Origin of the sequence: Bacteroides sp. (assembly GCF_029057325.1) — a bacterium.
Classification (GTDB): Bacteria; Bacteroidota; Bacteroidia; order Bacteroidales; family Bacteroidaceae; genus Bacteroides.
This window is the reverse complement of the sequence record NZ_JAICZW010000206.1, coordinates 1-14,380: the sequence shown is the minus strand read 5'-3', so window position 1 is coordinate 14,380 and position 14,380 is coordinate 1. Positions and strand designations below refer to the sequence as shown.

At 49.4% G+C, this 14,380-nt stretch carries 11 protein-coding genes; 4 read left to right on the top strand and 7 right to left on the bottom strand.

Annotated elements, in window-relative coordinates; genetic code table 11:
- Positions 1 to 2,475 (top strand): Smr/MutS family protein (locus K2G43_RS13300; RefSeq protein WP_300156049.1); only part of this gene is annotated, 2,475 nt, incomplete at its 5' end.
- Between the two features lie 57 nt (positions 2,476 to 2,532).
- Positions 2,533 to 3,744 (top strand): L-serine ammonia-lyase, encoded by a 1,212-nt coding sequence (locus tag K2G43_RS13295; RefSeq protein WP_297643259.1) that lies wholly within the window; start codon positions 2,533 to 2,535, stop codon positions 3,742 to 3,744.
- 145 nt (positions 3,745 to 3,889) lie between these two features.
- Here K2G43_RS13295 and K2G43_RS13290 read toward each other — a convergent pair whose 3' ends face one another.
- Together K2G43_RS13290 and K2G43_RS13285 are read right to left on the bottom strand one after the other, a co-directional pair.
- Positions 3,890 to 5,896, bottom strand: coding sequence for a cytochrome c biogenesis protein CcdA (locus tag K2G43_RS13290; protein ID WP_300156045.1), 2,007 nt, complete (start codon positions 5,894 to 5,896; stop codon positions 3,890 to 3,892).
- A gap of 33 nt (positions 5,897 to 5,929) precedes the next feature.
- The gene (locus K2G43_RS13285; RefSeq protein ID WP_297643256.1) at positions 5,930 to 6,229 is read right to left on the bottom strand and encodes a Dabb family protein; all 300 of its coding nucleotides are present in this window, start codon (positions 6,227 to 6,229) and stop codon (positions 5,930 to 5,932) included.
- A gap of 102 nt (positions 6,230 to 6,331) precedes the next feature.
- Between K2G43_RS13285 and udk the strand changes: the two genes are divergently transcribed.
- Positions 6,332 to 6,943 carry a uridine kinase gene (gene udk, locus K2G43_RS13280; RefSeq protein ID WP_297643254.1) on the top strand — a complete coding sequence of 204 codons (612 nt, stop codon included), beginning with the start codon at positions 6,332 to 6,334 and terminating at the stop codon, positions 6,941 to 6,943.
- 275 nt (positions 6,944 to 7,218) lie between these two features.
- A complete protein-coding gene (locus tag K2G43_RS13275) occupies positions 7,219 to 8,670 on the top strand; it encodes a transporter substrate-binding domain-containing protein (protein WP_297643252.1) in 1,452 nt (483 codons plus the stop codon).
- Positions 8,671 to 8,724: 54 nt separating this feature from the next.
- Here the strand turns inward: K2G43_RS13275 and metH are convergent, their stop codons facing one another.
- The 5 genes from metH to K2G43_RS13250 all read right to left on the bottom strand — a co-directional run bounded on the left by metH (position 8,725) and on the right by K2G43_RS13250 (position 14,060).
- Entirely contained in the window at positions 8,725 to 11,493 is a 2,769-nt protein-coding gene (gene metH / locus K2G43_RS13270; RefSeq protein WP_300156040.1) for a methionine synthase, read from the bottom strand.
- A gap of 3 nt (positions 11,494 to 11,496) precedes the next feature.
- Positions 11,497 to 11,949: an SsrA-binding protein gene (gene smpB / locus K2G43_RS13265; RefSeq protein ID WP_297643249.1), complete on the bottom strand. Its 453-nt coding sequence runs from the start codon at positions 11,947 to 11,949 to the stop codon at positions 11,497 to 11,499.
- Between the two features lie 8 nt (positions 11,950 to 11,957).
- Entirely contained in the window at positions 11,958 to 12,530 is a 573-nt protein-coding gene (locus tag K2G43_RS13260; RefSeq protein WP_297643248.1) for a Yip1 family protein, read from the bottom strand.
- Between the two features lie 3 nt (positions 12,531 to 12,533).
- Positions 12,534 to 13,388 (bottom strand): hypothetical protein, encoded by an 855-nt coding sequence (locus K2G43_RS13255; protein WP_300156035.1) that lies wholly within the window; start codon positions 13,386 to 13,388, stop codon positions 12,534 to 12,536.
- A gap of 174 nt (positions 13,389 to 13,562) precedes the next feature.
- Complete coding sequence (locus tag K2G43_RS13250) at positions 13,563 to 14,060, bottom strand: DMP19 family protein (RefSeq protein WP_300156032.1); 498 nt, start codon at positions 14,058 to 14,060, stop codon at positions 13,563 to 13,565.
- Positions 14,061 to 14,380 lie beyond the last annotated feature (320 nt).

Below are 14,380 nucleotides of genomic sequence, written 5' to 3'. Positions count from 1 at the left end.
GAAAAATGCCTCAGCACATTGGGCGAAGAACGAGTGACAGACATGGCCTTTTCCGACCACTTCGAGGAAGTGGAAGAACGCCTGGACCAAGTCACTGAGTTTGTACATATCCTCCAAGAAGAAGACAATTTCCCGGCACAATACTTCTTTGATGTACGCCCGTCCCTGAAACGAATACGGGTGGAAGGGATGTATCTGGACGAACAGGAGCTATTCGACTTGCGCCGTTCGCTGGAGACCATACGGGACATTGTACGTTTCTTGCAGAAAAGTAACGAGGATGGAGAAGAAGGCATATCCCCCTACCCTTGTTTGAAACGATTGGCGGGAGATATCACCATATTCCCGCAACTCATCACCAAGATAAACGGCATCCTCTCCCCTTACGGGAAAATTAAGGATAATGCCTCCACCGAGTTAGCACGCATTCGCCGTGAACTTGCCAGTACCATGGGAAGCATCTCCCGTTCACTGAACAGCATCTTGCGTAGTGCACAATCCGAAGGAATCGTTGATAAAGATGTCACACCCACCATGCGTGACGGGCGTCTGGTCATCCCCGTTGTGCCGGCACTGAAACGGAAGATACGCGGCATTGTGCACGATGAGTCGGCCAGCGGAAAAACCGTGTTCATTGAACCTGCCGAAGTAGTAGAAGCCAATAACCGCATCCGTGAACTGGAAGGGGACGAACGCAGAGAAATCATCCGCATCCTTACCGATTTTTCCAACCAACTGCGACCTTCTATTCCCGATGTATTACTTTCATACGATTTCTTAGCGGAAATAGACTTCATCCGTGCTAAAGCGCTTTTCGCCATACAAGTATCCGCATTGAAGCCTGCTTTCGAAAACAAGCAACTGCTTGACTGGACCATGGCTGTCCATCCACTGTTGCAACTCTCCCTTGCCAAACACGACAAGAAGGTGGTGCCCCTTGACATCGAACTGAACCAACAGCAACGCATCCTTATTATCTCCGGCCCGAATGCCGGTGGAAAATCGGTCTGCTTGAAAACCGTGGGATTGCTGCAATATATGTTGCAATGCGGTCTGCTCATTCCTATGCACGAACGCAGTCACGCAGGTCTGTTCAGCAGCATCTTCATTGACATCGGTGACGAGCAATCCATTGAAGATGACCTGAGCACCTACTCCTCTCACCTCACCAACATGAAAATCATGATGAAAAATTGCAATGAACGCAGCCTTATCCTGATTGACGAGTTCGGTGGAGGAACAGAACCGCAGATAGGCGGTGCCATTGCTGAAGCTGTACTGAAACGGTTCAACCTGAAGCAGACCTTCGGGGTCATCACCACCCACTACCAGAACCTGAAGCACTTTGCCGAAGATCATGAAGGTGTGGTAAACGGTGCCATGCTCTATGACCGTCATCTGATGCAAGCCTTGTTCCAACTACAAATAGGAAATCCCGGCAGTTCGTTTGCTGTAGAAATTGCCCGCAAGATAGGTCTGCCCGAAGAAGTGATTGCCGATGCTTCCGAGATTGTGGGCAGTGAATACATCAATGCCGACAAATACTTGCAGGACATCGTGCGTGACAAACGCTATTGGGAAGGGAAACGCCAGACTATTCGCCAACGCGAAAAGCACATGGAGGAAACCATCAGCCGCTACCAAACCGAAATGGAGGAATTGCAGAAATCACGCAAAGAAATTCTGCGGAAAGCCAAAGAGGAGGTAGAACAACTGATGATAGAAGCCAATGCCCGCATCGAGAACACCATCAGATCCATCAAAGAGGCACAGGCCGAAAAGGAAAAAACCCGCCAAGCCCGTCAGGAATTGGCCGATTTCCGCGAATCATTGGAAGACCTCACCCGCAAAGAGCAAGAAGAAAAGATTGCCCGCAAAATGGAGAGACTGAAAGAGAAGCAGAACCGGAAAAAAGAGAAAAAAGCAGGCAAAGGACAAGCCAACGAAATGTCCCCCGAAGCCATCGCCGCACAGCAGGCTAAAAAAGAGGCAGAACGATTGGCAGCCATCGTACCTGGCAGCTACGTCAGACTGAAAGGGCAAACAACCGTGGGTGAAGTGATGGAGTTAAACGGCAAAAACGCCATAGTAGCCTTCGGAGGTATCAAGACCATTGTCAAAACAGACCGTCTGGAGCGTACCAACGCACAACCCAAACAAGCCGACGTGTCAACCAAGAGCACTTATCTCAGTAACCAGACGCAGGATAGTATGTATGAGAAGAAACTGAACTTCAAGCAAGACATCGATGTGCGTGGAATGCGTGGCGATGAGGCACTGCAAGCCGTCACCTACTTCATAGATGATGCCATCCTCGTCGGCATGTCGCGGGTGCGTATTCTTCATGGCACAGGTACGGGTATTCTTCGCACATTGATTCGCCAATACCTGGAAACGGTTCCCGGCGTACGTCACTTCGCCGATGAACACATCCAGTTCGGCGGCGCAGGAATCACGGTCGTCGACTTGAACTAAAAGTTGAAATTAATACCTTATAAATCATAGATCTAAAATCATTAATCCACAAAAAGTATGAAATCAATCAAAGAACTCTACCGCATCGGCACCGGTCCTTCCAGCAGCCACACGATGGGACCGCGCAAAGCCGCCCAATTGTTTTTGGAAAGGCATCCGGAAGCCGCATCATTCAAAGTAACCCTGTATGGCAGCCTCGCCGCCACCGGAAAAGGGCACATGACAAATGTCGCTATTACAGACACATTGCAACCCGCAGCTCCCGTAGAAATCATTTGGGAACCCAAAATCTTCCTCCCCTTCCACCCCAATGGCATGAAATTCGTCTCTTTGGACCACGACGGCAAAGAGACCGACCAATGGGTAGTGTACAGCATTGGCGGTGGTGCTCTGGCGGAAGAGAATGATGACGCATCGTCCATAAACACCCCGGATGTCTATGAAATGAACAAGATGACTGAAATCCTGCAATGGTGCGAACGTACCGGAAAAAGTTACTGGGAATATGTCAAGGAGTGTGAAGAAAGCGATATTTGGGACTACCTACAAGAGGTCTGGAAAACCATGCAGGCAGCCGTAAAACGCGGTTTGGACCAAGAAGGTGTATTGCCCGGTCCATTGAACCTGCGCCGCAAAGCCTCTACCTATTATATACGTGCCAGCGGTTACAAAGCTTCTCTCCAGTCGCGCGGACTGGTGTTTTCCTACGCATTGGCGGTCAGTGAAGAGAATGCTTCGGGAGGCGTCATTGTCACTGCGCCCACTTGTGGTTCATGCGGTGTGGTGCCTGCCGTTCTTTATCATCTGGCAAAGAGCCGTGAATTTAGCGATACCCGCGTCCTTCGCGCCCTCGCCACTGCCGGACTGATAGGAAACATCGTCAAGACCAACGCTTCCATTTCAGGTGCGGAAGCCGGATGCCAGGCAGAAGTGGGTGTCGCTTGCTCTATGGCATCGGCGGCAGCCAACCAGCTCTTTGGAGGTAGCCCGTCACAAATAGAGTATGCGGCGGAAATGGGATTGGAGCACCACTTGGGAATGACCTGCGACCCCGTATGCGGTCTGGTACAGATACCCTGCATCGAACGAAATGCCTACGCTGCCGCCCGTGCACTGGATGCCAACCTCTACTCCTCTTTTACCGACGGCATGCATCGCGTATCGTTCGACAAGGTGGTCGAAGTGATGAAGGAAACCGGAAACGATCTGCCTTCCCTTTACAAGGAAACCAGCGAAGGCGGATTGGCTAAAGATTATAGACCGATGTAAAGTAAATCAAATCATCGCGAATAAGAAAGGGTATGCCTTGCCGGGCATACCCTTTCTTGTTTTATTGCAACCTTTGTAATCCTAATGCCACGCTTCAACATCTCAAATTCTAGCATTTCAAGCGACAAAGCGTGGCATCCGGAATTTATCGTTTATAGTTTTGCAGTCCTTTCTGCAAGAACTCAATGTACTTAGGAATGTCCTCGTCGTAAGAATAAGACTTGTTGAGCGGTTTTCCTTCATTATCAATCAGCACATAGAAAGGCTGAGCGTTGGCACCGAACTTGACGCGTTGCAAGTAGCTCCACTTATCGCCCACTGTGCGCAGCGTGCGTTCCGTACCGTTCTCCATAATCTTGACGGGAGAAGGAAGCGGGGTTTTGTTATCAACGTAGAGCGTGATAAGCACATAGTCGTTATTGATGAGGTCGCTCACCTTCGGATTGGTCCATACGGAAAGTTCCATCTTACGGCAATTCACGCAACCATAACCGGTGAAATCAAGCATCACAGGCTTACCATGTTGACGGGCATACTCCATACCGAGGTCATAGTCATCGAACTTGGCATGTACTTCGTTGTTATAGAGGTTGAAATCCTGCGTCTGCATGGGGGGCGCAAAAGCACTGACCGCTTTCAGCGGCGCACCCCACAAACCGGGAACCATATAGACTGCAAAAGCCAAAGATGCCAAAGCAAGAAAGAAACGGGGCACACTGACCTTCGCATCGTCATCATCGTGCGGGAACTTGATTTTACCCAACAGGTAGAAGCCCAGCAAGGCAAACAATACAATCCACAAAGCAAGGAACGTTTCACGGTCAAGGATGCGCCAACCATAGGCAAGGTCAGCCACCGAAAGGAACTTCAGAGCAAACGCCAGTTCCAAAAAACCGAGTGAAACCTTGATGACATTCATCCAACCGCCTGACTTGGGCATGGACTTCAGCCAAGAAGGGAAGAGAGCAAACAACGTAAAAGGCAATGCCAAAGCAATGGCAAAGCCCAGCATACCGATAGCCGGTGCCACCACACTGCCCGTTGTAGAAACCTGCACCAGCAAGAAGCCGATAATAGGACCCGTGCACGAAAAGGAGACCAGCGACAAAGTAAACGCCATCAGGAAGATACTGAGCAAACCGCTCGTTGCCTCCGCCTTGCTGTCCACCGCCGTACTCCATTTGGAAGGAAGCGTAATCTCGAAAGCGCCGAAGAAAGAAGCCGCAAATACCACCAGCATCAGGCAGAACAGAATATTAAAGACTGCGTTGGTGGAAAGAGCATTCAACGCACTGGCACCGAAAATAAGCGTAATGGCAAGACCAAGCGTGACGTAAATCACCACAATGGACGCACCATAGGTCCACGCATCGCGGATGCCCTTCTTCTTGTCCTTGCTACGTTTCAAGAAGAAGCTGACCGTCATCGGGATGATGGGCCATACACAGGGAGTGAAGAGTGCCAGCAGTCCACCCACAAATCCGGTGATGAAGATGTAAATCCAGGACATATCTTCCTGCGAAGTGGTTTCGCCCAGCGATTTCAATTCGTTGATAACCGGCTTCCACAAGTCAGCCTTTTCAGCTACAACAATCTCGGTCGGAGCCTCCGCACCACCGACAACAGCATCAGCAGTCGTGTCAGAAGCCGTTTCCGGCTCATCGGTTTTGGTTTCGGCAGCAACAGCTTTCGCAACGCCTTCGGCCTTACCGGAGAACTTGAAAGGCACTTGTGTAGGCGGCAAGCAGTTCTCATCGTTACATGCACCATATTCCAAGTAACCTTCGACCTGGTAGGCATCTCCCGTCAATTTCAACTTCTGTACGAACTGGGCGGTATGTTCAAAATAACGCACCTGCATCTCAAACAGCTTGTCGAAAGAGGAGATTTCCTTGCCCACGGGTTTCAGTTTACCTACCACCTCAGCACCAGTGATTTTCTCTACATTGAATGTTGCCGATATAGGGCCTCCATCGCCCAAATCGGTGGAATAGACATGCCATCCTTTATCAATGGTGGCAATGAACACGATTTCTGCCTCGTTGTCAGCAAGGGTTTTCAATTCAGACTTGAACTTGACAGGCTCTTGTATCTGCGCACGCACAGCCACGGCAAGCATACACAACAGTAAAGGAAATAAAATCTTCTTCATCTCTATTATTTCTCAATTTTCAATTTTTAATTCTCAACTCTCATAGTCCACGCAGGCACGGCTTTCCTTCACTTCGGCCAGCAATTTGCCGGCAGCCACGTGATCGGGATGGGCGGCATAAGTCCTGACATCGTCCAGTGTGTCGAACTCGCTGTAAAGGGCGATACTCCAGGTTTCATCCGGATTGATGTTCAGCCCGACTTCAATCTTGCGAATAACGGAAATCTTCTCCGGGAGCGCTTCGATGGCCGCCTTGAAACCCGTCATCGCCGCCAGCTTCTTGTCGGCCGGCGCTTCGTCTTTTAACTTAAATAAAACAATGTGTTTTACCATAACTTTGCTATTTATTGATTTATCTCTATATTTGTCAGCACGAAACCGTTGATTTCGTGCAACAAAAATACTTGTTTTCTTTTAAATACATACTAAAAACAGATGTTAATTATAGGAATTGCAGGCGGAACAGGTTCAGGAAAGACCACCGTAGTACGCAAAATCATTGAAAGCCTCCCGGAAGGCTCGGTAGCGGTCATCCCGCAAGACTCATACTACAACGACCAGTCGTCACTTCCATTGGAAGCACGCAAGAAGACCAACTTCGACCATCCCGACGCCTTCGACTGGCCGCTCCTCGCCCGGCAAATAGCCGACTTGCGTCAGGGACGGGCCATCGAACAACCCACCTATTCATACCTGGTATGCACCCGCCTGCCCGAAACCATCCATGTAGAACCCAAGGAGGTTATCATCATCGAAGGCATCATGAGCCTCTACGACAAGGAGCTACGCGACCTGATGGACCTGAAGATTTTCGTAGATGCCGGACCGGACGAACGATTGCTGCGCGTCATCTCACGCGACATGGTGGAACGGGGACATCCGCTGGAAATGCTGATAGGCAAGTACCGCGACGTGCTGAAACCTATGCACGACCAGTTCATCGAACCTACCAAGCAATTTGCCGACATCATCGTGCCTAACGGAGGAACCAATCAGAAGGCCATCGATATACTGACGATGTATATCCATAAGCATTTGAACAGTTGACAATTGACAATTGAGAATTAAGAATTGACAATTAATTGGATGATAAATGTCTGTTGGCGGAATGAATCAGCAAAGAAATGACTCTTGCAATTTCCCCCTATATACCCCGGTTTGACAGATACAAGTGTCTGTCATCTCAAACACTTGTGTCTGTCGTCTTAAACACAAGTGTCTGTCAAACCGGTTATTTACATCTGATAATCAACGACCTAAAAAGCCCCAAGGCAGACTTGCGAATTAATTTCACCAACGGATGATAAATATAAAAAACGATTATGGCTGACGATTCAAAAAAACATACCCCCTGTTCCTTCCTCAACAAACCCCATCTACCAACCATCAATTGTCAATTGTCAATTATCAATTATCAATTGCTTCTCCTCCTCCTTCTCCTCTTCGGATGTCGGAACAGCCACCCTACCCCTGCAGAAGCGACCAACGACCTGCAACAGATAAAGGATAGCGGCGAACTGGTGGTGCTGACCATGTACAGCTCCACTTCCTACTTCATCTACCGCGGGCAGGAAATGGGGTTTCAGTATGAATTGAGCGAGCAGTTTGCCAAAAGTCTGGGAGTGAAGTTACGGATAAAAATTGCACGAAGCGTGCCCGAACTTATCCATAAGTTGCAGGCGGGAGAGGGAGACCTCATTGCATACAGCCTTCCCGTCACCAAAGAACGGAAAGACAGCCTGACATACTGCGGCGAATCGTTCATCACTCACCAGGTCATTGTGCAACGCAACGGTAGCGGACGCAACAAGCCTTTGAAAGATGTGACAGAACTCATCGGGAAAGACGTATATGCAAAGCCCGGCAAATACTACGAGCGACTGGTCAATTTGGATAAAGAATTGGGAGGCGGTATCCATATACACAAGGTTGCCAACGACAGCGTCAGCGTGGAAGACCTGATAACGCAGGTGGCGCAAGGAAAAATCTCCTATACCGTGGCCGAAAACGATGTGGCACGACTCAACACGACCTATTACCCCAACCTGAACATCGGCCTCTCCATCAGCTTCGACCAACGCGCTTCGTGGGCTGTCCGGAAAGATTGCCCGCAACTGGCCGCCGCCGTCGATCAATGGCATAAGGAAAACATGACCTCGCCCGACTATACGGCAAGCATGAAGCGCTATTTCGAAATCGGAAAGGCCATTCCCCACTCCCCCATCCTCTCGTTGCGCGAAGGGAAAATCTCCCACTACGATGATCTTTTCAAGAAGTATGCGCCCGAAATCGGTTGGGACTGGCGGCTACTGGCTTCACTCGCCTATACGGAATCGAACTTCGACCCGACGGCCACCTCATGGGCAGGCGCCCAAGGGCTGATGCAGCTGATGCCCGGCACCGCCCGTGCCATGGGAGTACCCGCAGGGAAAGAGCAAGACCCGGAAGAGAATGTCAAAGGCGCCGTGAAGTACATCGCCGCCACCGCCCGAAGCTTCGCCAAAGTGCCTGAGGAAGAACGCATCAACTTCGTGCTCGCCTCCTACAACTCCGGCATCGGACACGTGCTGGATGCCATGGCCCTTGCCGAAAAGTATGGCAAGAACAAATACGTCTGGCGCGACAACGTGGAGACGTACATCCTGCTGAAAAGCAACGAAGAGTACTTCAGCGACCCCGTCTGCAAGAACGGCTACTTCCGTGGCATAGAGACGTATAATTTTGTAAGGGATATTACGACACGGTTCGAACAATATAAGAAGAAGATAAAGTAATGTGCTAATTGGCTGCGTGGTCATGACCACGCAGCCAATTAGCACACCATCACATTAAAACAACTTCAGCCTCTTCCTCTGTGCCTCTTCCAAAGGAACGACCGCCTCCATTTGTCTCTCTTGGCTTTTCTCACACAAGTGTCGATACTTGTCATGCAACTCTTCTTCCAATGCCCTCTTTGCTTCGGGATTCATCAGCCGGGCAGCCACCGTGGCGTTCTTCGCGGCATCTTTCAGATGCACCACCGGAGCATGATAGACGGGGGCAATCTTCAGGGCGGTATGAAGCGGTGAGGTCGTGGCGCCGCCTATCAACAAAGGAATGTCCAACCCGGCCTTTTCCAGTTCGACAGCCACGTGTACCATCTCGTCCAGCGAAGGGGTGATAAGGCCGCTCAAGCCTATCATATCGACCTTCTCCTCGATGGCACGTTGCACGATGGTTTCGGCAGGCACCATCACGCCAAGGTCTATTATCTCGTAGCCGTTGCACGCCATCACCACGGAGACGATGTTCTTGCCGATATCGTGTACATCGCCCTTCACCGTGGCAAGCAGCACCCGCCCGGCAGAAGCAGCACCCGCCTGCTTTTCCGATTCAATCACAGGACGGAGGATGGCAACCGCCTGCTTCATGGTACGCGCCGTCTTCACCACTTGAGGCAAGAACATCTTGCCGGCACCGAAGAGGTCGCCCACGTGGTTCATACCCGCCATCAAGGGGCCTTCGATGATGGAGACAGCCTTGGGATAAAGCCGCAACGCCTCGGCAAGGTCCTCTTCCAGATAGTCGCCAATGCCCTTTGTCAAGGCATACTTCAGACGTTCCTCCACCGAAGTGCCTTCCCGCCAGGCAAGCCGGGCAGAAGCGGCGGCAGGCTGTTCGCTGCCGGAAGCCTTTGCCGCATCCGATTCCGCCTTCAGGCGTTCGGCGGTTTCTATCAGGCGTTCGGCGGCATCGGGACGGCGGTTCAGCACCACATCCTCGATGCACTCCAGGATGTCGGCAGGGATGTCGGTGTAGAGCACGGAAGCGGCAGGATTGACAATGCCCATATCCATCCCTTCGCGAATGGCATGATAGAGGAACACAGCGTGCATCGCCTCACGGATGTAATTGTTGCCTCGGAAAGAGAAAGAGAGGTTGCTCACCCCGCCACTGACATGCGCACCGGGCAGGTTCTTCCTTATCCAACCGGCGGCACGGATGAAATCGACCGCATAGTTGTCGTGCTCCTCCATGCCGGTAGCCACGGCAAGTACGTTCGGGTCGAAGATTATATCGTGAGGATTGAAACCTACTTTATCCACCAAAAGGTGATAGGCGCGACCGCACACTTCCACCTTGCGTTCGAAAGTGTCGGCCTGCCCTTTTTCATCGAATGCCATCACTACGGCTGCCGCCCCATATCGCTTGATGATGCGTGCGTGTTCCAAGAACACCTCTTCCCCCTCTTTCAGGGAAATGGAGTTGACGATGGATTTGCCTTGCAGGCATTTCAATCCGGCGACAATCACGTCCCATTTGGAAGAGTCTATCATGACGGGGACGCGGGCTATCTCCGGCTCGGATGCAATCAGATTAAGGAAAGTGACCATCTCCGCCCGTGCATCCAGCAGGCCGTCGTCCATATTGATGTCAATGACCAGTGCGCCGTCTTCCACCTGTCGGCGGGCGATGCCCAAGGCTTCATCGTATTTCTTCTCATTAATCAAGCGCAGAAACTTGCGCGAGCCCGCCACATTGCAGCGTTCGCCTACATTCACAAAGTTGTTTTCGGGTTTTACCTCCAGCAGTTCCAACCCCGACAGACACAGAAATTCGGGCTTCGCAACCGGCTGACGAGGAACGACACCGGCAATCAAAGCCGGATATTCGGCAATGTAAGCATCTGTTGTACCACAGCAACCACCGATAATATTCACCAGACCTTCACGAACATACTCTTCCATCTCACGCGCCATATCGGCAGGAGTCTGGTCGTATTTTCCCAAGCTGTTGGGCAGTCCGGCGTTGGGATAGGCACTGATATAATAGGGTGCCCGAGCGGCCATCCGTTCCAGGAAAGGCTTCAACTGATGGGCCCCGAACGAACAATTCAATCCGACAGAGAACACGTCGGCATGTTGTATGGAAGCCAGAAAAGCTTCCAGCGTCTGTCCCGAAAGGGTACGCCCTCCGGTATCGGAAACCGTTACAGAAAGCATCAGGGGGACACGTACTCCCGTGATTTCCATCGCCTGCTCTGCGGCAAAGATGGCGGCCTTGGCATTCAACGTATCGAAAATAGTCTCTATCAGCAAGGCATCCACACCGCCTTCAAGCAATGCTTCCATCTGTTCACGATAAGCGTCCGCCAATTCATCGTAGGTCAAGGCACGGAAAGCCGGATTGTTCACATCGGGACTCATTGAGCAGGTCTTGTTCGTAGGACCTACGGACCCTGCCACAAAACGGGGTTTGTCCGGGGTAAGGGAAGTAAATTCATCGGCCATCTGCCGCGCCAGTCTAGCAGCGGTGATATTTATCTCGCGCACGTACTCCTGCACGTGATAGTCCGCCATACTGATGCGTGTGGAATTGAAGGTATTGGTTTCGATGATGTCTGCACCTGCTGCCAGATATTTGCGGTGAATATCTTGTATCACGTCGGGACGTGTCAGGCAAAGCAGGTCATTGTTTCCTTTCATCTGTCCGGGAATCGCAGCAAAACGCTCTCCACGGAAATCGTCCTCTGTCAAGCTGTATTGTTGTATCATGGTGCCCATAGCACCATCCAGAATAAGGATGCGCTCCTGTATCCATTTTTCTATTGCAGTCATTTTCTATCTTTTAAACATCCGCGCCATATCGCGTTTATCATCTTTCTCTTTCAGAGATTCGCGCTTGTCGTATTGCTTCTTACCTTTGGCAAGTGCCACCACAAGTTTGGCAAGTCCTTTCTCGTTGATGAATAGGCGCACGGGCACGATGGTGAAGCCGGGGTCTTTCGTACCACGCATCAATTTCTCCAATTCCTTTCTATTCAACAGAAGTTTGCGCTCTCTGCGTGCGTGGTGGTTGTTGTAGGAACCATAAAAATATTCGGCTACGTGCATGTTCTTCACCCACAATTCGCCGTTGGCAAAGTAGCAGAAAGTATCTACCAGACTAGCTTTGCCCAAACGGATAGATTTGATTTCGGTACCGGTAAGCACTATGCCTGCCGTATAGGTGTCTATCAGTTCATAATCGAACGTAGCACGCTTATTCTTTATATTAACAGGAGATTGTTTCATAACATTAATCAGTTCAGCAGGACCGTCAGCTTGTTGAATACCCATTCTATCGCCATCGGACACACTATTAACAAAACAGAAGAAAGAATTGTGAAACGCAAACGATCTTTTTCTGCAATTCGCATCATATTGCTGCTTCCTTCCCACACCACATACACGATGTAGAATTGAAGCAACAGAGCCATTATCCAGAAATCGGGCAACACGCCGATAACGATTCTAAGCAGAAACGCCACCACCAACGCATATCCCGCAAATTGTTGCGTCAGCGGAATGTCACTCTCCATTCCGAATACACGGACACGCAACCCATCAATGAGATAAGCCGCCAAGAAATAGCCTCCAAACAAAGAGACCGCCACAGCGCAACACCGCGTCATGGCATATTGAAAACTTTGCGGGCCACCCCATCCCATCGTCATCAAAGAGCCAATGAAAACAGACAACCCACATAAACCAATCATAGGATAGACAAAGGCAGTAAACACCTTTCGCCTATCCTCCAAGCGAATTTCCTCCCAAGCAGAAGCCGGGGAGGAAATCAGTCGCAGTGCTATATGAAATAAATCTTTGTAATTCAAGTTTTATTCTTCAGTCTTCTTTGTAACCGTATAGATTTTCTCCTCCGTCTGAGTATCGTCCAGTTTCGTTGAATAAGCATTTTCATGCGCAACAATTTCAATCACAATAGGATTTTCAGAACTGGAAGTTTCTCGTTTATAACGTTCAATCACCTCTCTTATATCATACGCCTTATAAAAAAGGCCTACGCCATTATAACCACCAGAATTAGCAGTCAACAAATATGAGGTACTATTCATCGATGTCTTGTCACCATCCATATTATGTCCTAAGTGCAATCTCAACGTTGAACCATTATCCTCATTCGGATAATACACCAATGTCAAGAAATGCCTTCTATCGAAGATATAATAATTAATCGGGAGCAAAAGCGTATAATCGTCAAGAAAAAACTGCGGAGCATATTGTCCGCTACCGCCGGAGATTTCGGTTCTCAATGAAATGATAGGAGCATTATTCGATATGCTGATAGAATCATTGTGAGCACCTTTACTTTCTACCACTTCCACTGTATTATCCAACAATTCAATAGAATACAATTCCACATCCTTAAAATCTTTCGTATCTTCCGGTATAGTCAACAGTTCTGGATCCCAGCGATATGCTATATGCGCCACCTTTCCTACCATATCGGACATTTTAACGCCACGCGCTTCCAAAGCAGCAATAGAAGCCAGCGTCGGAGTGATAGTCACCCCATTCTCACCTTTAAACGAATAGATACCCATGTAGCCCTGAACTTTCACCAGACCTCCTCCATAGCGATGAGAATCACCACCATCAGAATCCAAACACGAAGTAAAAGAAACGCCCATCAACAAAGTCAGGGCCACCATCAAGAATTTTAATTGTTTCATTTTCTTATAAAATTAGAGTTTGCAAATGTAGATAAAAGAATTGAGTAACATACTACTCTCCTCGTTTTTTCATTGTTTTTTTAAGATTAAATGAAAGTTCTATCCAAATACTGCAAGCATAATACACTTTTAACTTTTATTCAAACATATATTCATTTCGTAGAAGATCCCAATTCATACCACTGTGGCAAACAAGTCCAGATGTTCGTCCACATAGCCGGCTACCAATGCCGTATATTCCTCTTCTTTCTCCAGAAACTCGTCTTCCAAACCGTCGAAAGCTTCATACTGCTCGTACATCGCCATAAATTCATCATCCGTACGTTCACGCTCCAAATCCGCACGATGCGCATCGTAAATCTTCTTGGCTGCATAGACCAGTTTGCTCAGGTCGCCCACTCCCCACAAGCGCATCACTTTGGCAAAAGGATTGTCGAAAATGTAACCGCCGTAACCGTTCTGTATCAACTGGCAAAAGCCCCCTTCCATCACTTCATCGCGAAATATCCTGTAAGCCAGCAATGAATGCTGCTCACCGGTGAGTAAAGACATCGTTTCAGCAGTCAGTTCCCCACCTGTCACTTTCTGATAAGCATCCGTAAACACTTGAATAAAGGCATCCATCCCTTCGCCTGCTGCCTGGCGAAGTGCCTCGTCTGTCACTTCTATCATAACTTTCTTCTCTTTTTATTTTTGCACAAAGTTAAGGCTTTACGCAATAAATCATACAAAAAGAAAGGAATATTTCAGATTGCCCGGGTGCCAACGGGCATGAGGACGACATGAAGACAATTGTTACGACTCATCCCAAATGTAAGATATTTTCTTGCCATATTCCCGCAGTCGATACATTCTGGCAAAAAAAACGTCCTCCCCCTCCTTCCCCACCGCTCTCCCTATCCGCTCCCGGGCTACCCCCTATCAGGACCTATTCGGCTTCGGACGTTCTTCGGACAAACTCCACTCCCTAGGACCGAAGAATGTCCGAAGAA

Excerpts from the sequence above, each read along its gene's own strand:
- K2G43_RS13290 (WP_300156045.1), bottom strand. The coding sequence starts at position 5,896 with ATGAAGAAGATTTTATTTCCTTTACTGTTGTGTATGCTTGCCGTGGCT.
- K2G43_RS13295 (WP_297643259.1), top strand. The coding sequence starts at position 2,533 with ATGAAATCAATCAAAGAACTCTACCGCATCGGCACCGGTCCTTCCAGC.
- smpB (WP_297643249.1), bottom strand. The coding sequence starts at position 11,949 with ATGAAACAATCTCCTGTTAATATAAAGAATAAGCGTGCTACGTTCGAT.
- udk (WP_297643254.1), top strand. The coding sequence starts at position 6,332 with ATGTTAATTATAGGAATTGCAGGCGGAACAGGTTCAGGAAAGACCACC.
- K2G43_RS13250 (WP_300156032.1), bottom strand. The coding sequence starts at position 14,060 with ATGATAGAAGTGACAGACGAGGCACTTCGCCAGGCAGCAGGCGAAGGG.
- K2G43_RS13255 (WP_300156035.1), bottom strand. The coding sequence starts at position 13,388 with ATGAAACAATTAAAATTCTTGATGGTGGCCCTGACTTTGTTGATGGGC.
- K2G43_RS13275 (WP_297643252.1), top strand. The coding sequence starts at position 7,219 with ATGGCTGACGATTCAAAAAAACATACCCCCTGTTCCTTCCTCAACAAA.
- metH (WP_300156040.1), bottom strand. The coding sequence starts at position 11,493 with ATGACTGCAATAGAAAAATGGATACAGGAGCGCATCCTTATTCTGGAT.
- K2G43_RS13285 (WP_297643256.1), bottom strand. The coding sequence starts at position 6,229 with ATGGTAAAACACATTGTTTTATTTAAGTTAAAAGACGAAGCGCCGGCC.